The following is a 26,184-nucleotide window of genomic DNA, read 5'->3' as shown; positions in this document are numbered from 1 at the left end:
TTCACTCCTCATCCGTTGATGAACACGCCCTCGAGGAAGACGATCTCGACATCGATCCCGGTCGGCATCTCGATCACGGGCTGGTACTGCTCGGCCCGCTCGATCAGGTATTTGGAGACCATGTCGACCGAGGTCGCGACGCCTTCGCCCAGTCCGCCTTCGAGGATTTCGCCGGTGCCGAGCTTCTGGCGCTGGCCGTTCACGTTGACGTTGGCACCCTGGAGGACCGAGCTGGTGTTGGCCGAGAACCCGCGCCCGAACCCGCCGGCGAGCCCGGCTAGGAAAGCCTGGCCGACGAGTGCGCCTTCGCGGCTGACCACCCGGCCCCTCACCCCGGTCTTGCCGCCAAAGGCGATGAAGCCCTTGACGTCCGAGACCGCGTAGCGGCCGCCCGGCTGCGGGCAGGTCATGCGCTGGAGCTTCACATAGACCTTCTCCGAGGAGAGGTCGGCGCGCGCCGCGCCGTTGACGAGGCAGCCGGCGATGTTGGTCGTGAGCAGCCGCCCCTTGTCGTAGACCGAGCGCGCCGGCCCCGTGATGCGCAGCACGACGGGGAGCGGATCGGTCTGGCTCTGGACCCCGGCATTGGCATCGACGCCGACGATCACCTTGGCGACTGCAATTGAATTGGGCGGCAGGTAATTGGCGCTGTCGGTATAGACCGTGTTGCCCCTCGGCACCGGGGTTCCAGTGCCGCTCGTCGCGCCTTCACCGAAAGAGACGAGACTGACCTCGCCGCCGCGCGCGATAGGAAGCCCGGCGGCAGAAGCTGCAGCCTGCCCCGCAGGCGTGTTTGGCATTCCCGCGAGGCGTGGGGCGCCCGCCACCTGGTAGCTTGGCGGACTGGTTCGCCCGTAAAGTGCATTGGGCCCGGAATTGATACCCGCACTGGAACCCACCGGCGACTGGCGCGCGGCGGCGAGCGCGGCGCGCAGCTGCTCGTTCTCGCTCTGGTAGGCGGAGAGCACGCGCTCGGTCTCGGGCGGCATGCCGGCGCCCGACTGCTGGGCGAGCTGGGCTTCGAGTTGGTCGGCACGTTCGGCGCGCGCCGCGAGCGCGCGCATGTTGGTGTCCATCGCCGAGATCTGCGCTTCGGACTGGGCGCGCCATTCCTTCTCGGCCATGTTCTTGTTGACCATCTCGTCGACCGAGACGCCCTCGACTTCCTCCTCGAGCGCCTTGCCGCTTTTGCCCGGCTTGTCGTCGAAGATGTAGAACGAGCCGGCGACAAGCGCGGCCGCGCCCGCGCCGCCGAGCAGCAGCATCTGCTTGCGCTTCACCGCCTCGTTGGTCGCCATGGCATCGCCGAGCGGCGAGCCGTCCGCGCCCTCGCCGGCATCGAGCGACTTGGGCTTCTTCTGGAAAAGCGTGCGCAGGTCCATCACCGGCCCCCTGTCTGCGTGTTGGCACTGGACTGGATGAGGTAGACGGCGGCTTCCTGGCCGGCGGCGAGTTCGCTTGTCGGCGCCATGAAGGCGAGCGCGCCGCGTGCGGCGAGCATGTTCTCATCAAGACTTTGCGCCTGCCGCCCGGTGTTGCGCACGCGCAGGACCAGCCCCTTCATCTCCGCGCCGCGATACTCGCCGACCTGCTGGACCTGGAGGCGTCCGACCATGACCGGTTCGAGAACCGTCGAGCGCATGTCGAAGCCGTCGATCGCTTCGCCGCGGTACATCGCCTGGGCAAGCCGCACTGCGGCATCCTCGGGCGAGCTCTGCACCTCCCAGTCGCGGGCGCGATCGCTGGTAATCGCGGCATTGGCGATGAACACCTGCTCGGCCTCGGTGCCGCGTACCTGGCAGACGAACTTGTAGACGAAGCCCTTGCGCGTGGTGCCGAAGAACGAGAGCGAGGTCCGCGGGAAGCCGTCGGGCACCGAGATATAGATGTCGCCGCGTACTGGCTCGTTGACGATCTTGAAATCTTCGGCCGGGTTGCCGGTGGTGATTTTCGAGACCGAGGCGAACTGGTCGCCCGCAAGGCTGATCCGGGTGAGGTCCTTGGCCGAGGCGACGCAGGGAACCGTGCCGTTGTCGGCCGCCATCACGTTCTGGTCGGCAAGCGCAGGCGTTGCGAGGCCGAGCGCTCCCAGGGCGATCAGCGCGGCGCCGATGGGTCTGCCAAGGGTGGCGAAAGGCTGTCCGGCGAGCATGGCGCCCGCGCCAATCGCGCAGGCCGGCAGGCTCAGGGCGAGAGCTATCGTCATGCGTCTTCCCTCCCGGCGGTGTTCTGGCGATCCGCGTCCTTGCCATTCGCGCCTTTGTCAGTGACCTGGCCAAACCCGGCGAGCTTCAGGCTCACGCCCGAGTAGGACCACACGAAGCGGAAGGTCCGCGCCTCGTCGGTCACTTCCTTCGAGCCGACGACGGTATGGAGGATGCCGTTTACCTCGCTGGTCAGGCCTTCCGGGTCGACGGTGAGTTTTTCGATGGTGAAGTATTGCGAGACGTTCGAGCCGTTCTGCTCGCTAAACACCTTCATCAGCTCGGCCTTCATCCGGCCGTGGGTCCTGGGATCGGTGATCTCGAGGATCGAATCCATCCAGTACTGGAGGTTCGATGGCGAGCGGTTGAGCGTGAGCAGCGCCGCATCGCGGGTGACGAACTCGAGGTAATCCTTGTCGATGTGCGAAGAGGAGAGCGTCAGCGGCCTTGCCAGCACCGGCTGCAGCACCACTTCGCGCTCGCGGTTTGCCGCAGTGAGCGTCAGCAGCACCGAGACCCCGAACAGCGCGGCGCAGCCGATCGCGAGCAGGTTGCGCTGCTTCAAGAGACGCTGCGCCTGGGCATGCGAAATCGAGAGATCCATGTCAGCCCGCCATCACGCGAAGGTGGGAGGGCGGCGTTGCCTTGAGGCCCATGAACGAGCCCGGCAGATACCAGTAGGCCGTGTGGATGATCCACGAGACCGCGCGTCCCGCCTTCAACTTGCGCAATCCCCACCAGGCCAGCACGCTTGTTAAGAGCCCAATCAGAATATGTTGAGACAGGACGCCCCAGGCGAAGGGCACGATCATCGCGATGAACTCATCGAGAGTCCAAAAGCCGATCAGTTCGGGATCATCGAGATGCGCCGGGACCGTGTATCGCTGCATGACAGACACCACCCTCCAAGGATCCGGTCAGGCGCTGAGGCCTGCGCCGGACGAACGAATGGTCAGATGGTCGCGGTGACCGCGGCGGTGACGATGGGAACGCCGGTGCCGGCGCCCACCCCGACCCCGACGGGGATCGCGACCTGGGCCAGGCTGAAGCGGCCCGAGGCGAGCCCGACGATGCCGCCCGCCAGGCTGAGCACCGTGATGATCTTGCCGCCCGAGCCTTCGAGAAAGCCGGTGAACGCGGTGAGCGCCGTGTTGAACGTGGTGTCGGCGCCGGCCATCGCCACCTCGCTGCCGAAGGCCAGACCCAGCGCCGCCACCGCCGCGCCCTGGGCGATACCTGCGCCCTTCCCCTTGAACCAATTTTTCATCGCAATGCTTCCTTCTTTGAAACCGCCCACGTCATCCCCGGGCAGGTTCAAAGAACAGGGGCGAGCATCTGGTCGCAATTAAGGAAGGGTTTCTTCCGATGCGCGAATCGTCATCATTCCTCTAGATGGATTCGGGACGGCTATTGGTTTTCCATTTGGGAAATCGAGAGGTTCCATTTCGGAATACCGAAGTTCCACTTGCGTGCAGCTGTCACCTGGGCAGGCAACCGCCATTGCCTGGATCGAAACTAGCCCGCGCGAATCGGCCAGTCACCTCGCGATTCGGAAAATTAACGATTCTGGGTCATGATCGCGCAGATCATGGAACACCCGGCGCAAACTCGATGGCTAGCGGAACACGCAATATCCGGATGCTCATAAGCCAGAATTGCTTCGCACTTCTGGCCGACGCCATGTGTGACTTTTCCAAGAAAACCGCTAAATTCCAGAGCTTGCGTGCAACTGTCCAGCACGCCTGCTCGCGCGCCAGTTCGATGGAGATCGCGCGCGAAGACCTGGACGGATTCCTCGCTCAGCATCCAATCGACGGGCAAATCAAGGTTTGGCTTGAAGTGGGTCCCGAGTGGCTTGACGATTATAACGCCGTGCGCCGAAGAATCGCGCAGATCAGCGGCAAGCCAGTGAAGGACAAGGCTGTCATTCCCTTTATTGTGCACCTGACAAAGCCCGGACACTTGATCTGAAAACGCTATGGGAATTGCCTTAATCGGCAATGCAAACACTTGACACTCTATGGTATCCCATAGAGCGATTGTCCCGAAAGGGGCGAGCCATGCCGCACAGCACTGTCACACCCGAGACCGTTTTCTGCCCGAAGCCAGCATCCTTGGGCGACTCGGTATTCTGCTTTGGACAGGCTGCGCCGCGCCTCTCCGAGCAGGAGCAATACAAGCGTCTGATCGATGCCGAAGCGGGCAAGCAGGGCTTGCCTCTTGCTCATCTGGCCGATCGCCTCGAGATCGCTCGCCCGCGTCTTCACAAGGTGATCCGCAAGAAGGTGGCGCTCAAAGATGACCTGCGCGACCGCCTGTTCGAGGCTCTCGATATCGATTGCGTGCGCGCCAAGTTTTGCGTGACCTTTTTGCACGATCACACCGCCTATGACGACCCCGAGGTCTTCCTCATCTGCGAGGCGATGAAAGGGTTCTACTGCGAAATCCTGACGCGCCGGCGCGGCGAAATCCAGGTGACCCTGCGCCCACCCATCATCCATGAAGCGCTGGGCCGGGCCTATGACATGCTCCTCTCCCACCAAGAGCGGGTGATGGAGCACGACCGGACGTTGCAGGCGTGATGTGAGGAGGGCTCGCGCAGCAGAGTGTCATGCGCCCTGAAGCGCTCGCGGCCTGGACCCAGCTCTATGCCGCCGTTGGCCTGCTCGCCGGAATCTGCGCGACCTGTGCGCTCCTGCGCACAATTATCGAGCTTCAATCAGGCGCGATCGGCCTGCCGACCGACACATGGAAGCAGAAAGCGATCTGGTTCCCGCGCCTCTGGCTGCGGTTCCAGCTGAATTACCTCAGCGGGTTTCCGTGCATCATGGGGATAGCCTTGCTCTACGCACACTACATTGGGTTCGATGCGTTCAACCCGTCGTAGCGAATGAGTTCGACGTCGCGGTAGCCCGAGGCGCGGACGGCGATCATCGCGAGTTCGCCTCGGTCGGGTTCGCGCATGTTGGCCTGATCCAGCTCGATCAGGCGGCCCCAGTTGGTGAGGATCGTGCGCACGTAGTGCTGGGTTTCTGGGATCGCGGGGATGCGGCCATAGCGCAGCGCACGGCGTTCCGGGCCAGCATTGTAAGCTGCAAGGGCCAGGTCGATACGCCCGAAACGGTCGAGTTGCTCACGAAGATAGCGAGCACCCGCCACCATGTTCGCAACTGGCTCCCACGGATTCGACAACCCCAGCTGACGTGCAGTACCCGGCATGATCTGCATCATACCCATCGCTCCGGCACGGCTCAAGGCAAGGAAGTCATAACTTGACTCCTGAGCTATGACGGCGTCGAGCAAGCGGGTGGGCAGGCCGTGATTACATGCTATGCGCGCTACCGTATCGAAGTACGCTGCGCGGCGCGCTTCGGCCTCGGGCGAGAGCCACCATGCACGAGTATATCCATCATGCATGCATGGTTCCAAATTGAATGCTGGCGATCTTGAAGCTGTTAGTGGAAGCAAAGAAATATCCTGAAGAATAGGTATGCGGCCCTTGGGCACCACCTCAAGACTCTGAAACTCGATTTCGCTCGCGACCATGGTCGCACCTGTGCTTGTCGCTCGCCCAAAGCGCGTCAACTCAGCCTCACGCGCTTGTGCTGACGTAATAGTCGCTAGAGCTACCAACGCGAGTACTCTAAAAAAATCCAGCATTACTATTCGCCTCCTCGAGGCGGGCTGGCAGTCGGGAAAGCGCGCAATCAATCAATCAAAGATATCGGGCGGCGTCAACTCACGTTGCCGCGAGCGCGACCGGTTCGTTCATGCCGTCTCACGTTACCTGCTGCGGAAGAAACCCACCGGGCAACATCAAACAGCGGCTCCGCCGTTCCGCAAGTGTGTGTCGCCTTGGATGGGTAAAAGCTCCTTGAGCGCTACGCTCACGTCGCCCAGGCGTTGCTGGTTTGGCGAAACACCTGCTTCCACCAGCTTCCTGCCCTGAACATAGTCCTTGACCATATTGACGCAGTCGAGCGCGATCACTTTCCCGCCCTTAAGATAAACTACCGAAAACGCCCGCGCGTCGGGGGATCCCCGCACCACGGTCTGGTCATAGCCGACCGAGAGTCCGGCGGTTTGCAGGCGCAGATCGTACTGGTTGGACCAGAACCACGGGAAGGCATGATAGGGCTTCTCGTCGCCGCAGATGGCCTTGGCAACGCAGGTTGCCTGATCGTTGGCATTCTGCACCGATTCGATGCGCATCACTTTTCCGTCGGCAAAATCACAGGCGAAGGCGGCACAATCACCGATGGCATAGATATCGGGGAGCGAGGTACGGCAGTACTCGTCGACGTCCACGCCATTGCCGCCTGCTGCTCCGGCTGCGATCAGCGGTGCGACGGCAGGCACGATGCCGATGCCGACGATTACTGCATCGGCGGGAAGCACCGAGCCGTCACCCAGCCTGACTCCGGTAACGCGCCCTTCACCCTCAAGCGCTTCAACGGTTGCGCCGGTCCGCAGGTCAACACCGTGGTCGCGGTGTTCTTTTTCGTAGAAGGCCGACAGCTCCGGCCCGGCAACGCGCGCAAGCACACGGGGGAGAGCCTCGAGCAAAGTGACCTTGCACCCCATTTTGGTGAGCACGGCTGCTGCCTCAAGCCCGATGTAGCCGCCGCCGATCACGCAGATGTTTTTCACTCCTCCGTCGATCTCGCCCATCAGCGTGTCGCAGTCTTCGCGGGTGCGCACGCCGTGGACACCGGAAAGGCTCCCGCCGGGAACGGGCAGCTTGCGCGGATCGCCGCCGGTCGCCCAGACGAGCTTGCCATAGCCGAAGCTGGAGCCGTCCGAGAGGGTAAGCTGCTTCGACGCCGGATCGATCGCCGTCACTTCGATGCCGAGCATCAGGCGAACGCCTTTCTCCTCCCAGAACTGCGGCGGGCGGATGTAGAGCCGGTCGAAGGTCTTCTCGCGGGCGAAGTATTCCTTGGAGAGCGGTGGGCGTTCGTAGGGCGGTTCGCACTCGCGACCGACAATCGTCACAGTGCCTTCGAACCCGGCCTGCCGCAGCGCGATGGCGCACTGCGCCCCACCATGCCCGGCTCCGACAATAACGATATCAGCCACCATCAGGAGTCTCCATTATTTAGGATCTGTCTAAATAACAATTTTATCAGATTAGTTATCTATCAGGTATACTTAATAGCCCCTGAGCAAGACCATCTAATTTCCTGTCTCTGCCAGGAAATATTGAAAACATCTTCAAAAAATTTCATTTTGAGCTAAACGGTGACAGACCCGCTTCACTGCCACGACGATCCGTGCCGCGTCGATCACCGCCGCCTTCTCAAGGTTCGCTGCATAGGGCAGTGGCACGTCCTCGTTGCAAACTCGCAACACTGGCGCGTCGAGGTGATCGAAGCCGTCCTCCATGCAGATGGCCGTGATTTCCGAAGCGATCGAACATTGCGGCCAGCCTTCCTCGGCCACAACCAGTCGGTTAGTCTTGGCGAGCGAAGCCAGGATGGTCTCCTTGTCGAGCGGACGCAGCGTGCGCAGGTCGATCACCTCGGCCTCGATCCCCTCGGCGGCCAGCGCATCCGCCGCCGCGAGCGCGAGCCCGACGCCGATCGAGTAGGACACGATGGTAACGTCGCTGCCTTCGCGCATGATCCGCGCCTTGCCGATCGGCAGGACGTGGTCGTCCAGCTCGGGCAGTTCGAAGCTGCGGCCATAGACCAGCTCATTCTCGAGGAAGACCACCGGGTCGTCGCTGCGGATCGCGGCCTTGAGCAGGCCCTTGGAGTCAGACGCGTCGTAGGGCGCGATCACCACCAGCCCGGGGACATTGGCATACCACGGACCGTAGTTCTGGCTGTGCTGCGCGCCGACCCGGCTCGCCGCGCCGTTGGGGCCGCGGAACACCACCGGGCAGCGCATCTGCCCGCCCGACATGTAGTTGGTCTTGGCGGCCGAATTGATGATGTGGTCGATCGCCTGCATGGCGAAGTTGAAGGTCATGAACTCGACCACGGGCCTCAGCCCGCCCATCGCCGCGCCCGCGCCGATCCCGGCAAAGCCGTATTCGGTGATCGGGGTATCGATCACCCGCTTCGGCCCGAATTCCTCAAGCAGGCCCTGGGTGACCTTGTAGGCCCCCTGATAGTCGGCGACTTCCTCGCCCATCACGAACACGCGGCCGTCGCGGCGCATTTCCTCGGCCATGGCATCGCGCAAGGCTTCGCGCACGGTCGACATCTTCATGTTGGTGCTAGCGGGCACTGCCGGATCGGCGGCGCGCGGTGCAGCCACCGGGCGCTCGATCGCGATTGCGGGCGGTGCAGCCTGGACTTCGGTCAGCACCGGAGCCGAACTCGGTGTGACTTCCCCGTCCTCGCCGATTACCGCGATCACGGTTCCGACCTTGACCCCTTCGGTGCCCTCGGCAACCAGGATCTTGCCTACGATCCCTTCATCGACGGCTTCGAATTCCATCGTCGCCTTGTCGGTCTCGATCTCGGCAAGGATGTCGCCCGATTTGACCTCGTCGCCTTCCTTGACCAGCCACTTGGCCAGCGTCCCCTCTTCCATGGTCGGGGACAGCGCGGGCATTCTGAGTTCGATGCCCATCAGTAGGTCTCCACCAGTACGTCGGTGTAGAGTTCGGGTAGCTCCGGTTCCGGCGAATTTTCTGCAAAGTCAGCAGCTTCGGCCACTTTGCTGCGAATCTGCTTGTCGATATCCTTCATCCGTTCCTCGGACACCCCGCGCTTGACCAGCTCGGCCTTGGCGGCCTCGATCGGGTCGTGGTTCTCGCGCATGTCCTGCACTTCTTCGCGGCTGCGGTATTTGGCGGGGTCCGACATCGAATGGCCGCGATAGCGATAGGTGTGCAGTTCCATCAGCACCGGCCCGGCACCGCTGCGGACATGCGCCAGCGCCACTTCGGCGGCGGCGCGAACCTCGAGCACGTCCATGCCGTTGACGTTCATCCCGGGGATGCGGAACGCGGTGCCGCGGCGGTAGAAATCGGTTTCGGCCGAACCGCGCTTGACCGCCGTGCCCATCGCGTAGCCGTTGTTCTCGACCACGAACACGATCGGCAGGCTCCACAGCGCCGCCATGTTGAAGGCTTCGTAGACCTGGCCCTGGTTCGCCGCGCCATCGCCGAAATAGGCCATGCAGACGCCGCCGTCCTCGTTGTACTTGTGCGAGAAGGCGAGACCTGCCCCAAGCGGCACCTGCGCGCCGACGATGCCATGGCCGCCATAGAATTTGTGGTCGACGCTGAACATGTGCATCGACCCGCCCTTGCCGCGCGAGATGCCCGCGGCGCGGCCGGTGAGCTCGGCCATGATAACCTTGGGGTCGATTCCATAGGCCAGCATGTGGCCGTGATCGCGGTAGCCGGTGATGACGCTGTCCTTGCCCGGCGTCAGCGCCGATTGCAGCCCCACCGCGACGGCTTCCTGGCCGATGTAGAGGTGGCAGAACCCGCCGATCAGACCCAGGCCATAGAGCTGCCCGGCGCGCTCCTCGAAGCGGCGGATCAGCAGCATCTGTTCGTAGAATTTCAGCAGTTCTTCATCTGAGGCCTTGTGCCGCAGGTTCGCCGCGTGTGTTTCCTGTAGGCTACGTAAAGCGGATTTGATTTCACTTTGAGGCCTTTGCCGTCCGTCTCTATTTGATCGTCTGTTTTGCACAGGATCTCCAATTCCTTAAATGTGTAGCGCCCGCTCAAAGGCGGCCAGCACGCTTTCATGCATCATCTCGCTCAGCGTCGGATGCGGAAAGACCGTGGCCATCAGTTCGGCCTCGGTGGTCTCGAGCGTCTTGCCCACGACATAGCCCTGAATCAGCTCGGTTACTTCGGTACCGACCATGTGCGCACCCAGCAATTCGCCGGTCTTGGCGTCGAACACCGTCTTGATGAAGCCTTCGGGCTCGCCCAGTGCGATCGCCTTGCCGTTGCCGATGAACGGGAAAGTGCCTGCTTTCACGGTGTAACCGGCCTCTTTGGCCTTGGCCTCGGTCAGCCCGACGCTGGCGACCTGCGGGCGGCAATAGGTGCAGCCCGGGATGTTGCGCTTGTCCATCGCGTGGGGGTGGACAACCTTGTTGCCGAGTGCATGGGCGATCGCCTCGGCGGCAATCACGCCCTCGTGGCTGGCCTTGTGGGCGAGCCAGGGTCCGGGGGTAACATCGCCGATCGCCCAGATGCCGGGCACGTTGGTGCGGCCCAGGCCGTCGATCTGGATGAAGCCTCTTTCCGATTTGATACCGAGTGCTTCAATGCCGATATTCTCAGTATTTGGCATGATCCCGACCGCTACGATCACGTGGCTGAACTCGCTCTCGCTGACCTTGCCGTCCTTGTCCTTGATCCTGGCCTTGACCCCATTGGGGCCGGAGGCGAGGCTTTCCACCCCCGCCCCGGTCAGGATCGTCATGCCCTGCTTCTTGAGTGCCTTTTCAAGGAAGGCCGAGACATCGGCATCCTCGACCGGGACGATCCGGTCCATCATCTCAACGACCGTAACTTCGCTTCCCATATCGTTGTAGAAGCTGGCGAATTCGATCCCGATCGCGCCCGATCCGATGACCAGCAGCTTGCCTGGCATCTCGCTGGGGGTCATGGCATGGCGATAGGTCCAGATCCGCTTGCCGTCGGCCGGGGCGAAAGGCAGATCGCGAGCGCGCGCGCCGGTGGCAATGATGATGTGCTTGGCGGAGAGGGTTTCGGTGCCCTTGTCGCCCCTCACCTCCAGCTTGCCGCCTCCCTTGAGAACCCCCTCTCCCATGTGCACGGCGATCTTGTTCTTCTTCATCAGGTGGGTGACGCCTTGGTTGAGCTGCTTCGCCACTCCACGGCTGCGCTTGACCACCGCGTCCAGATCGGCGCGGATGTTGTCCGCCGCCAGCCCATATGCGGCGGCATGGCGCATGTTGTGCAGCACTTCGGCCGAACGCAGCAGCGCCTTGGTTGGGATGCACCCCCAATTAAGGCAGATCCCGCCCAGGTTCTCGCGCTCGACAATCGCGGTCTTGAGTCCCAACTGCGCCGCGCGGATCGCCGCAACATAGCCGCCAGGGCCGGAACCGAGGACGATGAGATCATACTGCTCAGCCATCTTACGCCACCAGCCCCAGCGGGTTCTCAACCAGATCCTTGAAAGCCTGCATCAGCTGCGCTCCATCGGCGCCGTCGATCGCGCGGTGGTCGAAGCTGCCGGTGGCGCTCATCACCGTCGCAATGGCGAGTGCGCCATCGACCACGTATGGGCGCTGTTCGCCCGCGCCGATCGCCATGATCATGCCCTGCGGCGGGTTGATCACCGCCTCGAACTGCTTGATCCCGAACATGCCCAGGTTTGAAAGGCTTGCCGTTCCGCCCTGGTATTCGTGCGGCTGCAGCTTACCCTCGCGCGCCTTGTCGGCGAGCGCCTTCATCTCGGTCGAGATCTGCGCCACCCCCTTGGTCGCGGCATCGACTACGATCGGCGTGATCAGCCCCGAAGGCGCGGCCACGGCCACCGAGATATCAGCGCGGGTGAACTTGCGCAATTCGTCGGCGGCGAAGCTGACATTGCACTTGGGTACGCGGATCAGTGCCTTGGCCAAGGCCTTGATCAAAAGATCGTTGACCGAGAGTTTGACGCCATCGGGCTCAAGCGCTTTGTTAAGCTCGCCGCGCAGCCTGAGCAGTCCGTCGAGCCGGGCATCGACCGTCAGGTAGATGTGCGGGATGGTCTGCTTGGCCTCCGTCAGACGGCGGGCGATGGTCTTGCGCACATTGTTGAGTTTTTCAGCTTCGTAAGGAATGCTGAAATCAGGTACGGCGTCGACCGCGGCTTGCGGCGCGGGAGCCCGTTGCGTTTCAGAGGGCGTGCTGTCTTGCGCCCCCTCGACGTCAGACTTGACGATTCTGCCACTTGGTCCGCTGCCTCTGATCTCACCAAGATCAACGCCGCGCTGTGCGGCAATTCGTTTGGCCAGCGGAGAAGCGACCACCCGACCACTCTTGGACACGGGGGCTGCAGTCGGCTGAGGTGTTGAAACGGAAACCGTGGACGGCTCAGCTGACTTCGCGGGTTCCGCCGTAGCCTTGACCTCAGCTTTCGGCATGGTGACGGCGCTATCCTCTTCGTCCTCGCAGGTGAGCGTGGCGATCACCGTGCCGACCTTCACCCCTTCCGTTCCCGCGGGCACGGCAATGTCGGCGATAACCCCTTCATCGACCGCTTCGAATTCCATCGTGGCCTTGTCGGTCTCGATCTCGGCCATGATATCGCCTGAAGAAACCGTATCGCCTACCTTGATCAGCCATTTGGCGAGAGTGCCTTCTTCCATCGTGGGCGACAGTGCAGGCATCTTTATCTCAATCGGCATGAAATAATTCCAATAGGTGCGTATAGTGGTCTAATTAGGCCTAAGTGCCAGAAAGACAAAATCAATGCGGGTTCGAATTATTAATAAATTCTTCTGTATCTATCGTTCTTTGCATCGGTTCAGGATAACGATCACCAGAAACTGTGTTTTGATTGATCAGCGCATCACAGCTATCAAGCAGATATTTACCTGGTTGCCATGTAGAGCTGGAGAAGTTTTCCTCCAGGTGGTCGTGCCGGGTGGTGCCGGGGATTGCGTGGACGAAGGGTGCGCGCGACAGCACCCAGGCAAGCGCCAGTTGAGCCGGGGTCACGCCCGCGCCTGCTGCCAGCGCATTGAAGGAATCGACCAGCGCGAGGTTCTTCTGCCAGTTTTCCGGCCGGAAACGTGGGTGAGAGTAGCGAATGTCATCCTGCCGCAAGGTGTCCGGATCGCGCAGGCCGTTGGCGAGCGCCCCGCGTGCCACCGGCGAGAAGGCGACCAAGGCGATGGCAAGCTCGCGGCAGGCATCGAGCACGGCGATCTCGACGTTGCGCGTCCACAGCGAGTATTCGGTTTGCACCGCGGCCATGGGGTGCGCGGCGTGCGCTTCGCGAATGTGCTCGGCGGACCATTCCGACACGCCGTAGGCGCCGATCTTCCCGGCCTCGATTGCGCGTACCAGCGCTCCGACCGAATCGGCAATCGGCACCTCGGGGTCGAAACGGTGAAGATAAAACAGGTCGATGTGGTCGGTCCGCAGCCGCGCCAAGCTCTGGTCGAGCGAACGCAGAATGGAATCCGGGTGGCAATCGGTACCGCGCTTCGGCCCGTCGAACAGGATGCCGGTCTTCGAGGCGAGGAAGAATTCCTTGCGCCGGTGCGCCAGCGTCTCGCCGATCAGCGTCTCGTTGCGGCCGGCGCCATAGATGTTGGCCGTGTCGAAGTGATCGTAGCCCAGGTCGAGCGCGGCTTGCAGCACGCGCCCGGCCTCGTCCGGCTGGGGCGGGGTGCCGTAGCCATGGCTCAGCCCCATGCAGCCGAGGCCGATCGGGTTGACCAGCCGTCCGGCAATCGCCCGCGCGGTGCTCACGACCAGCCGTCCTGCGCTTCGAGGCTGACGGCCAGCTCGCCGATCACGCGGTAGCAATCGAGCACCTGCGCAATGCTCGAATTGGGCTCGCGCCCTTCGCGGATCGCAGCCACGAATTCGCGGTCCTGCAGTTCGATGCCGTTCATCGACACGTCCACCTTCGAAACGTCGACCGGCTCTTCCTTGCCGTTCACCAGATCGTCGTAGCGGGCGATGTAGGTGGCGCTGTCACCGATGTAGCGGAAGAAGGTGCCCAGCGGCCCGTCGTTGTTGAACGACAGCGATAGCGTGCAGATCGCGCCGCTCTCGCTCTTCAGCTGGATCGACATGTCCATGGCGATGCCCAGTTCCGGGTGCTTTGGCCCCTGGATGGCATTGGCCTTGACGATGCGGCCCGCCTGATAGGCGAACAGGTCGATCGTGTGGGCGGCGTGGTGCCAGAGCAAGTGATCGGTCCAGCTGCGCGGCTCGCCCTTGGCGTTCATGTTCTTGCGACGGAAGAAATAGGTCTGCACGTCCATCTGCTGGACGGTAAACTCGCCTGCGGTGATGCGATTGTGCACGTACTGATGCGAGGGATTGAAGCGGCGGGTGTGGCCGACCATACAGGTCAGCCCGGTTTCCTTCGCCTTGGCCAACACGGCCTCGGCATCGGCCCAGCTATCGCACAGCGGGATTTCCACCTGCACGTGCTTGCCCGCGTTCATGCAGGCGATGGCCTGCGCCGCATGCATCTGGGTGGGGGTGCACAGGATCACCGCGTCGATGTCGTCGCGGGCGAGGGCGTCGTCCAACTCGGTCGAAGAATGCTTCGCGCCGTATTTCTCGGCGACGGCAGCAGCCTGTTCGCCGGTACGGCTGATGATGGATACGATCTGCACCCCGTCGATATTCTTCAGGCCGTCAAGGTGCTTTTCACCGAATGCGCCGGCGCCGACGAGTGCGATTCTCATTGTTGGTTTCCTTTCAAACCGTTCACGATGTGGTGTTGAGCAAGGCGTTCGCGAGTTGTGCCGGCGCGGACAAAAAGGGTGAATGACCGGTTTCCAGACTCTGGATCGAGACACATGTGTTTGCCGCCGCCATCTTGCGCTGCGCTTCAATAGGGATTGCCCGATCTCGGATACATTCAACATAGTGACGCGGCACGGAACCAAAGCGCTCGGGTGTCGTCTCCACAGGAGTTCCTAACGGCGCCAAAGCCTGTGGGCGGAGTTTGGCGACGGCGGACTTGCAGATATCCAGATGGACATCCGCAAAAAGCGTGTCACTCGCCGATTGCGGAGGAATAATAGCGGTCAGGCCATCCGCCGAGTATTCCAGCGATAGAGGCGCGCCTTGATCTGCCAGCTGCTTGAGGCTCTGCCCGTTGTCCGGCAAGAATGCCGCGACATACACGAGCGCGGCCACGCGTTCCGGGATCAGTTCGGCAACCTGGGTGATGACAAGGCCGCCCATGCTGTGCCCCACAAGAACCACGGGTTCGCCCTGAGAGCAGACGGTATGCACCACTGCATCACAATAAGCAGCGAGGCTCACGTCCCCGGGCGGTGTCGGATCGTCTCCCGATCCCGGCAGGTCGATCGCCACGACCTTGTGCTTCCCCGCTTCCAGCAGCGGGATCAGTTCATCCCAGCACCAACGTCCGTGCCAGGCGCCATGGATCAGGATAAAGGTGCTCATGTTTTTGCGGTCACTCGGACAAGGGTTCCAGCACGATGTGGCCGATCGCCGTGTTGCTGCAGGGAATGTGATAGTGGCGGTGCAAACGCTTCACCTTCTTGCCTAACGCGCCGCGCATGATCAGCCACATCACCATCTCGATCCCCTCGCTGCCGGTTTCGCGCAGGTATTCGATGTGCGGGATGTGGCGAACATCGTCATTGTCGGCTTCCAGCATGTCGAGGAACCTATTGTCCCACTCGCGGTTGAGCAGCCCGGCGCGCGGGCCTTGCAGCTGATGGCTCATGCCGCCGGTGCCCCAGATCTGCACGTTGAGGTCTTCGGGGAAGCTCTCCGCCGCGCGGGCGATTGCCTCGCCCAGAGCCCAGCAGCGGTTGCCCGAGGGGACCGGATAGGTGACGACGTTGACAGCCAGCGGCACCACCTTGCACGGCCACTTTTCGGGCTGGCCGAACATCATGGACAGGGGCACGGTCAGGCCGTGATCGACATCCATCTCGTTGATGATGGTCATGTCGAACTCGTCGAGGATCAGGCACTGAGCGATGTGCCAGGCAAAGTCCGCATGGCCTTCCACGTCTGGCACCGGCCGCGGACCCCAGCCTTCGTCAGCGGGCTTATAGCGCTCGCCGCAACCGATCGCGAAGGTCGGAATGATGTTGGCGTCGAAGGCGGATGCGTGGTCATTGTAAACGAGGATCACCACGTCGGGCTTCTCCTCTTCTTCCCACTTCTTCGTCCAGTCATAGCCCGCGAAGATCGGTCCGAAGTACTCGTCGCGGGTCTTGCCCTGGTCGACGGCGACGCCGAGCAGCGGCACGTGGCTCGATCCCACTCCAGCGGTGATACGCGCCATTTCAATAGCCTCCCTTTATGCTGCGATTGCCATCGGGCGAACGGCCGCCATCCAGCATCATCTGCCGGTATTCCGGGAAGGTCATGTCGGTCATGGTCGAGCAGGCTTCGGCAAAGGGGATGCCGTCGGTCGAGAAAATCTTCGAGAGGAAATAGATGTTCCCGCCAAGCTCAAGCATGCGATTATAGTCGCGCGCCAGCACGGCCAGCTTCTGGTCCTCGGTCAGCGGCCATTCGTCCAGATAAGCACGTTCGCCGGCCTTCCAGCGCTCGCGATTCTCGGCCTTCATCAGGCTCATCGCGAATTGGTTGAGGTGATAGCCCTTGCGTGCCCGCGCCGCCGTGTACACGCGCGTGCCGGGGATATCCTCGAATTCCTCGAGATATTCATGAATGTTCACAGTCCGCGTTCCTTGAGCTGCGCGTCAAGGCGCGGGAACACCCGGCGAGCGTTGCCCTCGAAGATGGCGTGGCGTTCGGCCTCGGAGATGTCGAGCGCATCGACATAGCGCTTGGTATCGTCGAAATAGAAGCCGGTGGTCGGGTCGATCCCGCGCACGGCGCCGACCATTTCGCTTCCGAACAGGATGTTCTTGTTGTCGATCACATCGGCCAGCAGGTTGATGCCGGGCTGGTGGTAGACGCAGGTATCAAAGAACACATTGTTCATCAGGTGGCCCGACAGGTCCGGCTTCTTGAGCATGTCGGCGAGGCCGCGATAGCGCCCCCAGTGATAGGGCACCGCGCCGCCGCCGTGCGGTATGATGAAGCGCAGATTCGGGAAGCGGCCAAACAGGTCGCCTTCGAGCAGCTGCATGAAGGCGATAGTGTCAGCCGCGATGTAATAGGCGCCGGTCGCATGCATCGCCGGGTTGCATGAGCCCGAGACGTGGATCATTGCCGGCACGTCGAGCTCGCACATCGCTTCGTAGAACGGGAACCAGTACTCATCGGTGAGCGGTGGATGCCTGAAGTGGCCGCCGCCGGGATCCGGGTTAAGATTGCAGCCGATGAAGCCCATGTCGACGCAGCGTTCGAGCTCGGCGATCGAACTCGACATGTCGGCCTCGGGGCTTTGCGGCAGCATGCAGACCGGGGCGAACACTTCGGGATAGAGCCCCGCGACCCGGCCGATCAGGTCGTTGCAGACCTGCGCCCACTTCACCGCGACCGACTGGTCGCCGACATGGGGGGCCATCGCGCTGGCGCGCGGACTGAAAATCGTCATGTCCGCGCCGCGCTCCTTTATCAGGCGAAGCTGGTTGGACTCGATCGTCTCGCGGATTTCGTCGTCGGAGATGGCCGGATATTCGGGGGCCGGCTGGCCCGCCTTGAACGCCGCCTTCTGCATCTCGCGCCAGTCATCGTGCGCCTTGGGCAACACGGTGTAGTGGCCGTGGCAATCAATGATCATGGTCATGCCTCGCTTCCCTTTTCCGCAGCCTGTCGCTGCCGATAGATTGTGCCTCGCGTCATTACCGGGGCGACGCCGAGCGAAAGCAGTGTCTTCGCGCTTTCTTCCATCTCCGCCGCGCGACGGACGCCGTGCGTGTGCATCCGTTCCAGGTTGTAGGCGGCTTTTTGCGCCCAGGGGATCGCCTTCTCGCTGGCATCGAGCGAGGCGAGCACTTCGTCGGCCACCCCGGCGGCCTCGGCTGCCGCGATCATCTCGGCCGTCAGTGCCTCGATTCCCTTGACCATGACCGAGCGGATCATCTTGATCGAGCTGGCTTGGCCGACCTCGTCGCCGACGACGCGCACGTTGGTGAAGCCCAGCGCACGCAGGCCTTTCTCGGCATCGAATGCGGCGGGCCCAGCGAGCAGCAGCGGCACGGCAAGCTGCGCGGGGTTGACTGGGGCGAGGATCGCCATGTCGACATAGCGCCCTCCGGCCGCTTCGACCGCTCTCGCGGCGGCTGCTTTGGTCTCGGGCGCGACGGAGTTGCCGTCGCACCACATAGCCCCGGCGGAAAGCACGGTAGCATAGCCCTGCGCGGCGGAAAGCGCGGCATCGGCAGTGACAAGCGAGAGCACCAGTGGTGCGCCCTTCAGCGCATCGGCGGCGCTGGCTGCAGCGTCGATGCCGTCCCTTGCCATGGCATCGCAGCGGGCTGGAAGGAGGTCCCAGCCGCTAGCGCGCCCGCCCCACCCGCCTGCGCGTGCAAAGATCGATCCGGCCTCGCCGTAGCCAATAAGGGCGATTGCATGTGCCATGGCTCGGGGATGCACCGCGGCCGCGGACCGGGCAAATCGAAACTGCATTTTCGCGATAAGCTTGTGCTAATTGACCTTCGAACTGAGTCTCGCGCGTCCGTGTGGACGGTCATCCTTGATCGAGATCAAGACTGTCCACCAGTAAGCATTCGTAGGATGGTCAGACGCAGGCACATGCCTGCATGAATGGAGGACGCCGATGACGACGGAGGCCCAATTAATTCCCGGCACGACGCTGTTCGACGGCGGTGCGGCCCGCAAGGGGTATGCGCTAAACGCCATGTGCTTCTCGTTCAACGAGAAGGTCAATCGCGACGCCTTTCTCGCCGATGAGGCCAGCTATATGGACCGCTATGGTCTTACGCCCGAACAGCGCGAGTCGGTGGTCGGTCGCGATATCCTCGGCATGATCGCGGCCGGCGGGAACATCTATTACCTTGCCAAGCTGGCGGGAATCTTCGGACTGAACGTTCAGGATGTCGGCTCGATGCAGACCGGCGTCAGCGTCGAAAAATTCAAGGAAATGTTGCTCGCACAGGGCCGCGGCGAATCGTACGATTCGGCTCATAAGGATATGATCAATGGCTGAAATCGTGGGCGCCTATTTCACCAGCCATGTCCCTGGGATCGGCGGAGCAATCCATCGCGGTGACCAGCAGACCCCCTATTGGAAACCCTTCTTCGACGGCTTTCCGAGGGTTCAGGAATGGCTTTGCGAAGTAAAGCCTGATGTCGCGGTGGTCTTTTCAAACGATCACGGGCTCAACTTCTTCCTGGACAAGATGCCGACCTTCGCGGTCGGAGCGGCCGCTTCGTATGCGAATGCCGATGAAGGCTGGGGCCTGCCGCTCTACAAGAGCTTCAAAGGTCATCCCGAACTGAGCTGGCACATCATCGAGCAAATGGTGGGCGACGAGTTCGATCCCGTCACCTGCCAGGAAATGCTGGTCGACCATGCCATCTCGATCCCGTTCGAACTGGCCTATCCAGGTGCCGGGGAGTGGCCGGTGAAGCTGGTTCCAATCGGCATCAACACAGTGCAGCATCCCCTGCCCTCGGCCAAGCGGTGCCTTGCGCTGGGGCGCTCGGTGCACAAGGCGCTGGCATCGTGGCAGGGCGACGAGCGGATCGTGGTGATCGGCACCGGCGGCCTCTCGCACCAGCTCGACGGCGCGCGCGCCGGGTTCATGAACAAGGAATACGACCTGTTCTGCCTCGACAATATCGCCCGGGATCCCGACGCGCTGACCCAACATTCCATCGCCGACATCGTCCGGCTGGCCGGCACCCAGGGCGTGGAAATTCTCAACTGGATCGCGGCGCGCGGTGCGCTCGGGCCCCAGGGCCACGAAATTCATCGCAACTACCATGCGCCAATCTCGAACACGGCCGCGGCGACTTTGCTCCTCGAGCCGGGCTGATACTAGGTCACCGAAACGGCCTCCAGATCGGCAAGGAATTCCGACTGCACCCGCGTCGGGTTCCAGGAATTGCGAGTGGTCACGCCGATAATGCGATCGAGATCCTCGGGCAGGTCCGCGATCCTGGCCAGCCAGCCGGCCTCGAGTTCAACCAAAACCTGGTCGGGCGACAGCAAGGTAAGGAAATCGCTATCCATCAGCAGTTGGCGGATAGTCATCACTGATCCGGATTCCACGGGCACCGGTGGCAGTGCAAGCCCTTCGCGCACAAACATCTGCTCCCAAAGGTGCCTGAGCGGCGTACCGACGCTAGAGATCACCCAGGGGTAAGTAGCCAATTCTGCTGCCGATGGGCTCAAGCCTGAAAGCGGGTGCTTGGCCCGTCCAATCGCTACGATCCGATCGCGGAACAGGACCTTTTGATGTAGATCAGGCTCGGCCAGCGGTTCCCGTACTGCGCCAATCATCAGGTCGATAGATCCATTTCGCAGCGGATCGACCAGTTCGGACCGCGAGCCCTCGACGATAGAGATGTGTACATGCGGGTTACGCCGCAGGAATTTTGTCACTGCCGCAGGCATGACACGTGCGCGTGACAATGGCATGGCGCCGATTGCGATACGGCGCGTTTCATGCCCCTTCAACGCATCGATCTCAGACAGACCGGCTTCGAGTTCGACCCGTGCAAGCCGGAAGGATCGGGCCATCACTTCGCCAGCTCCGGTCAGGATGACGATCTTGCCACGCCGTTCTGCCAGCGACTTGCGCGAGGACAGCGCCAGATCGCTGACTGCCCGGTGGAGCGACGGAAGCGATAGGCCGGTAAGCATGCTCGCCCCAGTGTAGCTGCCAGTGTCAGCCAGCGCTATCAAAGCCCGCATCCGGCTCATCGTCACATGCGGGCTCGCGATGTGATCGAGCGCTGCCTTGGCGCGTGGCACGAAAATATCGGCCGCCGCCGTTGATATCATGCCGTCATGACGCCGTTCAAACAGCGGCAGCGCGATCATGGACTCGATACGTGACAACGCCTGGGTTATCGCCGGTTGGGTGAGATTGACGGCCTGGGCAGCCGCATTCATGGTTCCTAGTTCCGCGATTTTCGTGATCGCACGCAGATGGCGCAGGTTGAGATCCCAGATTTCCATGCGCAGCATCTTAGCGAAATCTAATCGCCGCGCCAGATATTCGACTTTCGCTCACGAATCTATGAGATCAAATAAATCGCTGGCCATCGTATCGTGAGGAGTGGAAATGTGAGCGGAATCGTCGTCCAGAACATCGAGCGGGCCGGGCCTGCGGTCATCGACGGCCTTGCCAAGTGCGGCGTCGCCACGGTCCACGAGGCGCAAGGGCGCACCGGCCTGCTCGCCAGTTACATGCGTCCAATCTACGCGGGCGCGCGGATCGCGGGCAGCGCGGTGACGATCAGCGCGCCTCCGGGCGACAACTGGATGGTTCACGTCGCCATCGAACAATTGAACGAAGGCGACGTCCTGCTGCTCGCCCCGACTTCGCCTTGCGAGGACGGCTATTTCGGCGACCTGCTCGCCACTTCGGCGCAGGCGCGCGGCTGCCGGGGGTTGATCATCGATGCCGGCGTGCGCGACGTGCGCGATCTCACCGAGATGAATTTCCCGGTCTGGTCGAAGGCGGTCTATGCGCAGGGCACTGTCAAGAACACGCTGGGCTCGGTCAACGTGCCGGTGGTCTGCGCCAATGCGCTGGTCAACCCGGGCGACGTGATCGTCGCCGACGACGACGGCGTCTGCGTCGTCCCGCGCGAGAAGGCCGCCGAAGTCCTCGCCGCGGCGCAAGCACGCGAAGCCAACGAGGGCGAAAAGCGCGCCAAGCTGGCCGCCGGCGAGCTCGGCCTCGACATGTACAAGATGCGCGAGCGGCTCGAGAAGGAAGGGCTCAAGTACCTATGAATGGCTCCTTCAGCAAAAGCGGGAACCGGTTTTGTGCCCAGAAGAGACCGCAACATGGATAGCGCTCCCTGCATGTGGATGCGCGGCGGTACGTCGAAGGGCGGCTATTTCCTCAGGGCTGACCTGCCAGCCGATACGGCCGCGCGCGATGCCTTCTTGCTGGCAGTTATGGGCAGTCCCGACCCGCGCCAGATCGACGGCATGGGCGGCGCTGATCCTCTGACCAGCAAGGTCGCGGTTGTGTCGAAGTCCGAAAGGCCGGGGATTGACGTCGATTACCTGTTCCTACAGGTCTTCGTCGATCAAGCTATAGTCACTGACGCGCAGAACTGCGGCAATATCCTCGCAGGCGTCGGCCCCTTCGCGATCGAACGCGGACTGGTAGCGGCGAGCGGCGATGAAACCCGCGTGGCGATCTTCATGGAGAACACCGGTCAGGTCGCCGTCGCCACGGTGCGGACGCCCGGCGGGTCGGTGACCTACGCCGGCGATGCCGCGATCGACGGGGTGCCTGGCACCCACGCGCCAATCCCAACCGAGTTCCGCGATACCGCCGGTTCCTCTTGCGGTGCGCTGCTGCCCAGCGGCAACGCGGTGGATGTCGTCAACGGCTTGCCCGTCACGCTGATCGACAACGGCATGCCCTGTGTAGTCATGAAGGCTGCCGATGTCGGCATCACCGGCTACGAGGATCGCGACAGCCTCGATGCCAACGCCGAGCTCAAGGCGAAGATCGAAGCCATCCGGCTGGCTGTGGGCGAGCTGATGAACCTCGGCGATGTAACGGAAAAGTCCGTCCCCAAGATGATGCTCGTCGCCCCGCCTCGCGACGGCGGCGCCGTCTGCGTGCGCAGCTTCATCCCGCACCGGGCGCATGCCACCATCGGCGTGCTCGGCGCGGTGAGCGTGGCAACCGCCTGCCTGATCCCCGGCTCGCCTGCGGCAGAGGTAGCTGTGGTGCCGGAAGGCGCGCGAAAGACGCTGTCGATCGAGCATCCGACCGGCGAGATGTCCTGCGTGCTGGAAGTCGACGATGCCGGTAACGTGGTCAGCGCGGCGCTGCTACGCACTGCACGCAAGCTGATGGATGGAGTGGTTTTCGTATGAGCAACGGACGCATCGTCAGCTGGCACACCAGCCCGTCCAAGCCAATCTATGTGCCACCCGATGGCGCAATCGACGCGCATTGCCATGTGTTCGGTCCGATGGCCCGGTTTCCCTTCAGCTCCAAGGCCAAGTATCTTCCTGAAGACGCCGGGCCTGACATGCTGTTCGCCCTGCGCGATCACCTGGGTTTCGATCGCAACGTCATCGTCCAGGCCAGCTGCCACGGGACCGACAACGCCGCCACGCTCGATGCCATCGCCAAGTCGAACGGCAAGGCCCGCGGCGTGGCCGTGGTTGATCCCGCGATCGATGACGCGGAATTGCAGATGCTGCACGACGGCGGGATTCGGGGAATCCGCTTCAACTTCCTCAAGCGACTGGTCGACGATGCGCCCAAGGACAGGTTCCTGGAGGTCGCCCGCCGCCTGCCGCAGGGCTGGCACGTGGTGATCTATTTCGAGGCCGACATTCTGGAGGAACTGCGCCCGTTCATGGACGCGATCCCCGTGCCGCTGGTGATCGACCACATGGGCCGCCCCGACGTGACGCAGGGGTCTGACGGGCCAGACATGAAGGCTTTCCGGCGCCTGCTCGACAGCCGCGATGACATCTGGTTCAAGGCCACATGCCCGGACCGGCTGGACCCCAACGGCGACCCCTGGGACATGTTCGCGGAGTCAGTCGCGCCGCTAGTGGCTGACTATCCCACCCGCTGCCTGTGGGGCACTGACTGGCCGCATCCCAACATGCAGGACGCCGTGCCCGACGACGGGCACCTGGTTGACATGATCCCGCGCATCGCACCCACCCAGGAATTGCAGCGCCTCCTGCTCGTCACCAACCCCAAAGCACTCTATTGGTCTGAAGAAAGATGAAATGACCGATTTCGATGTAGCAATCATTAATTCCGGTCCAATGACCCGTTTCGTTCTTGTTACGATGAAGACATCGATCGGATGTCTCGCCAAGTATTAAATCTGGTCGCGGCACGGCGTCAGATCTTGCCAAATTCAAAAGGAAACTCGCAGTGAAGATTCTTCATCTCGACAGCAGCATTCTGGGCGAACTTTCCATCAGCCGTTCGATCTCGGCGCAGGTGGTCGAAAAGCTGAAGGCCACGCATGGCGACGCGCAGGTCACCTATCGCGACCTGGTGGCCGATCCCTTGCCGCACATCACTGGCGAATTGGCGGCTGCGATGAGAGGTCTTATTCCCGAGCCTCGCCCCGAAGTGCAGGAGCAACTGGTGCTTGCTGACACGCTGGTCGACGAATTTCTGAGCGCGGATATCGCCGTAATCGGGGCAGCGCTCTATAATCTGACTGTTTCCACCCACCTGAAAGCCTGGATGGACCGTGTCCTGCGCGCCGGCAAGACCTTCAGGTATAACGAGAGTGGCGAACCTGTCGGGCTGGCTGGAGATGCACGGGTCATTCTGTGCATTTCGCGTGGCGGTGTTTACGCGCCGGGAACGCCGGGCGCGGCGATCGAACATTGCGAAAGCTATTTGCGTGATGTCCTGAATTTCATGGGCGTGAAACGGCTCGACGTGATTGCCGCAGACGGCTCGGCGATCGGTCCGGAATTCGCAGAGCGAGCCAAGGTGCATGTGGCGAAGGCCATTTCCTTGCTGGATCTGGCATAAAAGGCCCATGGTTGCTGCTCAGGAACCCCCTTTGCACCGCTGGAGAACGGTGATCAGGTGGGTTGCGCAAGACTGGTTGCGATGGCCCAGGCTCGACACGTTTCTCACCCTGATCGTCGCGCGACAACACGTTCGCGGCGATCTACCTTGCAGCCCCGCACCCAATGACAGAAGTTGTCCAGTTAAGAATGGGGTTAAACTTTGCAATTGATTGCCGTTCTTAACCACGAATAACGCGAAATACCACGTTCCACACCCGCGCGGGTCCGTGGCTAAGATTTCTACAGGCGAGGAAAAACTACCAATGATTCAAGCCCAAGAGGTGTCCGTGACGGACAATAGTGTTCGTGCGACGGCGGGGGCGCGTGCTGCGAACGATTGCAAAATCTCCCAAAATCTCATGACGTCAAAGCTTGATCAAGACCACAGGTCGCCCTCGCTGCTTGGTGCCCGGCCCTTTACACTGGCGAGCGCAGTTCGTTTCGTGTCCGTAATAATGTCTGGGGTCGCGATGGCCGCACTAAGCACCGCCGCCCATGCCGAGGAAACTAAGACCCCCCCTCAGACGGCCTGGGAAGCCTGAGATGGTGCCGGTTTTTCGGACAGGGTGTTAAGCTACTCCCGACCTGAAGGAATGGTACGGGAATGAAGACGACGAGAAAGCGCTACAGCGCGGATTTCAAGGCGAAGGTGGCGCTGGAGGCGATCCGGGGTGACCTGACGCTGGCGGAGCTGGCAGCCAAGCATGGCGTGCACCACACGATGATCGCGGCGTGGAAGCGGCAGGCCATCGATGGGATGGCAGGCACGTTCTCTGGGGGGGGCGATGCGGCCAAGGCTGTCAGCGAGAGCGAGGTGGAGAAGCTGCACGCCAAGATCGGGCAACTGGTGGTGGAGCGGGATTTTTTAGCGAAAGCCTTCGGTCGATGAGCGTGGACCGGAGGCGGGCGATGGTTGAAGCTGCTCACCACCGCCTGTCGATCTCGGCGCAATGCCGTCTGCTGCGGATCAGCCGCTCGTCCTATTACTACGCGCCGGTGCCGGAAACGGACGAGACGCTGGCACTGATGACGGTGATCGACGAGACCTTCATGGAGTGCCCGTGGTACGGCAGCCGGCAGATGGCGCGGCACCTGCGGCGCGCTGGTTATGAGGTCGGTCGCCGCCGGGCTCGGCGGCTGATGGCAAAGATGGGCCTGACGCCGATCTACCAGCGGCCGCGCACGAGCGATCCGCATCCGCAGCACCGGGTCTATCCGTACCTGCTGCGCAAACTGGCGATCGAGCGGCCAAACCACGTGTGGTGCGCCGACGTGACCTATCTGCCCATGCGTCGCGGGTTCCTTTACCTGGTGGCGATCATGGACTGGGCAACGCGCAAGGTGCTGGCCTGGCGACTGTCGAACACGATGGATGCCGGCTTCTGCGTCGCGGCGCTGGAGGAGGCACTGGCCCGCTACGGCAGGCCGGAAATCTTCAACACCGACCAGGGTAGCCAGTTTACCAGCTTCGCGTTCACCAGCGTGCTGCGCGACGCTGAAATCCGCATCAGCATGGATGGTCGGGGGCGATGGATGGACAACGTCTTCATCGAGCGCCTCTGGCGATCTTTGAAGTATGAGTGCGTCTACCTCCACGCCTTCGAGACCGGATCGGAGCTGAAGGCTGGTCTTGGCCGATGGATCACCTATTACAATCCTGCTTCATAACA

Annotated in this window: 28 protein-coding genes and 1 pseudogene; 10 read left to right on the top strand and 19 right to left on the bottom strand. The window is 62.3% G+C overall.

Annotation, left to right across the window (positions count from 1 at the left end):
* Positions 1–8: 8 nt before the first annotated feature.
* The 5 genes from CA833_RS26125 to CA833_RS26105 all read right to left on the bottom strand — a co-directional run bounded on the left by CA833_RS26125 (position 9) and on the right by CA833_RS26105 (position 3,471).
* The gene (locus CA833_RS26125) at positions 9–1,382 is read right to left on the bottom strand and encodes a TraB/VirB10 family protein (protein ID WP_011608020.1); all 1,374 of its coding nucleotides are present in this window, start codon (positions 1,380–1,382) and stop codon (positions 9–11) included.
* Positions 1,382–2,206 carry a type-F conjugative transfer system secretin TraK gene (locus tag CA833_RS26120; RefSeq protein ID WP_011608019.1) on the bottom strand — a complete coding sequence of 275 codons (825 nt, stop codon included), beginning with the start codon at positions 2,204–2,206 and terminating at the stop codon, positions 1,382–1,384. The genes CA833_RS26125 and CA833_RS26120 overlap by 1 nt, the downstream gene beginning before the upstream one ends.
* A complete protein-coding gene (locus tag CA833_RS26115) occupies positions 2,203–2,808 on the bottom strand; it encodes a type IV conjugative transfer system protein TraE (protein ID WP_011608018.1) in 606 nt (201 codons plus the stop codon). Before CA833_RS26115 ends, CA833_RS26120 begins: the two co-directional genes overlap by 4 nt.
* Position 2,809: 1 nt before the next feature.
* Complete coding sequence (traL, locus tag CA833_RS26110) at positions 2,810–3,094, bottom strand: type IV conjugative transfer system protein TraL (RefSeq protein ID WP_011608017.1); 285 nt, start codon at positions 3,092–3,094, stop codon at positions 2,810–2,812.
* A gap of 62 nt (positions 3,095–3,156) precedes the next feature.
* Positions 3,157–3,471: a hypothetical protein gene (locus CA833_RS26105; protein ID WP_011608016.1), complete on the bottom strand. Its 315-nt coding sequence runs from the start codon at positions 3,469–3,471 to the stop codon at positions 3,157–3,159.
* Between the two features lie 413 nt (positions 3,472–3,884).
* Here CA833_RS26105 and CA833_RS26100 point away from each other — a divergent pair, with 413 nt between their 5' ends.
* The 3 genes from CA833_RS26100 to CA833_RS26090 all read left to right on the top strand — a co-directional run bounded on the left by CA833_RS26100 (position 3,885) and on the right by CA833_RS26090 (position 5,091).
* Positions 3,885–4,175, top strand: a complete 291-nt coding sequence (locus CA833_RS26100) for a hypothetical protein (RefSeq protein ID WP_242526636.1) — start codon at positions 3,885–3,887, stop codon at positions 4,173–4,175.
* 89 nt (positions 4,176–4,264) lie between these two features.
* On the top strand, positions 4,265–4,786 hold the full coding sequence (locus tag CA833_RS26095) for a hypothetical protein (RefSeq protein WP_011608014.1): 522 nt from the start codon (positions 4,265–4,267) through the stop codon (positions 4,784–4,786).
* A 29-nt stretch (positions 4,787–4,815) separates the two neighbouring features.
* On the top strand, positions 4,816–5,091 hold the full coding sequence (locus CA833_RS26090) for a hypothetical protein (RefSeq protein ID WP_011608013.1): 276 nt from the start codon (positions 4,816–4,818) through the stop codon (positions 5,089–5,091).
* Here the strand turns inward: CA833_RS26090 and CA833_RS26085 are convergent.
* From CA833_RS26085 to CA833_RS26025, 13 genes are all read right to left on the bottom strand, one after another.
* Positions 5,058–5,750, bottom strand: a complete 693-nt coding sequence (locus CA833_RS26085) for a lytic transglycosylase domain-containing protein (RefSeq protein ID WP_238828896.1) — start codon at positions 5,748–5,750, stop codon at positions 5,058–5,060. The genes CA833_RS26090 and CA833_RS26085 overlap by 34 nt on opposite strands.
* A 270-nt stretch (positions 5,751–6,020) precedes the next feature.
* Positions 6,021–7,286 (bottom strand): NAD(P)/FAD-dependent oxidoreductase, encoded by a 1,266-nt coding sequence (locus tag CA833_RS26080; RefSeq protein ID WP_370584629.1) that lies wholly within the window; start codon positions 7,284–7,286, stop codon positions 6,021–6,023.
* Positions 7,287–7,418: 132 nt separating this feature from the next.
* Entirely contained in the window at positions 7,419–8,786 is a 1,368-nt protein-coding gene (locus tag CA833_RS26075; protein WP_011608010.1) for a pyruvate dehydrogenase complex E1 component subunit beta, read from the bottom strand.
* Positions 8,786–9,808, bottom strand: a complete 1,023-nt coding sequence (gene pdhA / locus CA833_RS26070) for a pyruvate dehydrogenase (acetyl-transferring) E1 component subunit alpha (RefSeq protein WP_238828902.1) — start codon at positions 9,806–9,808, stop codon at positions 8,786–8,788. The genes CA833_RS26075 and pdhA overlap by 1 nt, the downstream gene beginning before the upstream one ends.
* A gap of 66 nt (positions 9,809–9,874) precedes the next feature.
* Positions 9,875–11,287 (bottom strand): dihydrolipoyl dehydrogenase, encoded by a 1,413-nt coding sequence (gene lpdA, locus CA833_RS26065; RefSeq protein ID WP_011608008.1) that lies wholly within the window; start codon positions 11,285–11,287, stop codon positions 9,875–9,877.
* A 1-nt stretch (position 11,288) separates the two neighbouring features.
* A complete protein-coding gene (locus tag CA833_RS26060; protein WP_011608007.1) occupies positions 11,289–12,545 on the bottom strand; it encodes a pyruvate dehydrogenase complex dihydrolipoamide acetyltransferase in 1,257 nt (418 codons plus the stop codon).
* Positions 12,546–12,606: 61 nt separating this feature from the next.
* Entirely contained in the window at positions 12,607–13,623 is a 1,017-nt protein-coding gene (locus CA833_RS26055; protein ID WP_221442108.1) for an aldo/keto reductase, read from the bottom strand.
* The gene (locus tag CA833_RS26050; RefSeq protein WP_255535898.1) at positions 13,614–14,684 is read right to left on the bottom strand and encodes a Gfo/Idh/MocA family oxidoreductase; all 1,071 of its coding nucleotides are present in this window, start codon (positions 14,682–14,684) and stop codon (positions 13,614–13,616) included. Before CA833_RS26050 ends, CA833_RS26055 begins: the two co-directional genes overlap by 10 nt.
* Positions 14,593–15,300: an alpha/beta fold hydrolase gene (locus tag CA833_RS26045; RefSeq protein ID WP_011608004.1), complete on the bottom strand. Its 708-nt coding sequence runs from the start codon at positions 15,298–15,300 to the stop codon at positions 14,593–14,595. The genes CA833_RS26050 and CA833_RS26045 overlap by 92 nt, the downstream gene beginning before the upstream one ends.
* A gap of 10 nt (positions 15,301–15,310) precedes the next feature.
* Positions 15,311–16,156, bottom strand: coding sequence for a class III extradiol dioxygenase subunit beta (locus CA833_RS26040; protein WP_011608003.1), 846 nt, complete (start codon positions 16,154–16,156; stop codon positions 15,311–15,313).
* 1 nt (position 16,157) lies between these two features.
* Complete coding sequence (gene ligA / locus CA833_RS26035) at positions 16,158–16,556, bottom strand: protocatechuate 4,5-dioxygenase subunit alpha (protein ID WP_011608002.1); 399 nt, start codon at positions 16,554–16,556, stop codon at positions 16,158–16,160.
* On the bottom strand, positions 16,553–17,575 hold the full coding sequence (locus tag CA833_RS26030; RefSeq protein ID WP_011608001.1) for an amidohydrolase family protein: 1,023 nt from the start codon (positions 17,573–17,575) through the stop codon (positions 16,553–16,555). The genes ligA and CA833_RS26030 overlap by 4 nt, the downstream gene beginning before the upstream one ends.
* On the bottom strand, positions 17,572–18,369 hold the full coding sequence (locus CA833_RS26025) for an NAD(P)-dependent oxidoreductase (protein ID WP_011608000.1): 798 nt from the start codon (positions 18,367–18,369) through the stop codon (positions 17,572–17,574). Before CA833_RS26025 ends, CA833_RS26030 begins: the two co-directional genes overlap by 4 nt.
* A 199-nt stretch (positions 18,370–18,568) precedes the next feature.
* Here CA833_RS26025 and CA833_RS26020 point away from each other — a divergent pair, with 199 nt between their 5' ends.
* Both CA833_RS26020 and CA833_RS26015 read left to right on the top strand, forming a co-directional pair.
* The gene (locus CA833_RS26020; protein ID WP_011607999.1) at positions 18,569–18,958 is read left to right on the top strand and encodes a protocatechuate 4,5-dioxygenase subunit alpha; all 390 of its coding nucleotides are present in this window, start codon (positions 18,569–18,571) and stop codon (positions 18,956–18,958) included.
* Positions 18,951–19,790, top strand: a complete 840-nt coding sequence (locus tag CA833_RS26015; protein ID WP_011607998.1) for a class III extradiol dioxygenase family protein — start codon at positions 18,951–18,953, stop codon at positions 19,788–19,790. Before CA833_RS26020 ends, CA833_RS26015 begins: the two co-directional genes overlap by 8 nt.
* A 2-nt stretch (positions 19,791–19,792) precedes the next feature.
* On the opposite strand, the gene CA833_RS26010 is transcribed toward CA833_RS26015, so the two are convergent.
* Positions 19,793–20,947 (bottom strand): LysR family transcriptional regulator, encoded by a 1,155-nt coding sequence (locus CA833_RS26010; RefSeq protein ID WP_011607997.1) that lies wholly within the window; start codon positions 20,945–20,947, stop codon positions 19,793–19,795.
* A 99-nt stretch (positions 20,948–21,046) separates the two neighbouring features.
* Here CA833_RS26010 and ligK point away from each other — a divergent pair, with 99 nt between their 5' ends.
* The 5 genes and pseudogenes from ligK to CA833_RS25985 form a co-directional block, all read left to right on the top strand.
* Complete coding sequence (gene ligK, locus CA833_RS26005) at positions 21,047–21,721, top strand: 4-carboxy-4-hydroxy-2-oxoadipate aldolase/oxaloacetate decarboxylase (protein ID WP_092959650.1); 675 nt, start codon at positions 21,047–21,049, stop codon at positions 21,719–21,721.
* 72 nt (positions 21,722–21,793) lie between these two features.
* Positions 21,794–22,828: a 4-oxalomesaconate tautomerase gene (locus CA833_RS26000; protein ID WP_175485390.1), complete on the top strand. Its 1,035-nt coding sequence runs from the start codon at positions 21,794–21,796 to the stop codon at positions 22,826–22,828.
* A complete protein-coding gene (locus CA833_RS25995) occupies positions 22,825–23,703 on the top strand; it encodes an amidohydrolase family protein (RefSeq protein WP_011607994.1) in 879 nt (292 codons plus the stop codon). The genes CA833_RS26000 and CA833_RS25995 overlap by 4 nt, the downstream gene beginning before the upstream one ends.
* Before the next feature lie 152 nt (positions 23,704–23,855).
* Positions 23,856–24,473, top strand: a complete 618-nt coding sequence (locus CA833_RS25990; RefSeq protein WP_011607993.1) for an FMN-dependent NADH-azoreductase — start codon at positions 23,856–23,858, stop codon at positions 24,471–24,473.
* Between the two features lie 645 nt (positions 24,474–25,118).
* Positions 25,119–26,170, top strand: a pseudogene (locus CA833_RS25985) (IS3 family transposase); the annotation flags it as partial.
* Positions 26,171–26,184 lie beyond the last annotated feature (14 nt).

The organism is Novosphingobium sp. KA1, from assembly GCF_017309955.1.
Lineage (GTDB): Bacteria > Pseudomonadota > Alphaproteobacteria > Sphingomonadales > Sphingomonadaceae > Novosphingobium.
The sequence above is the reverse complement of the archived record's forward strand: the minus strand, read 5'-3'. Positions and strand labels throughout refer to the sequence as shown.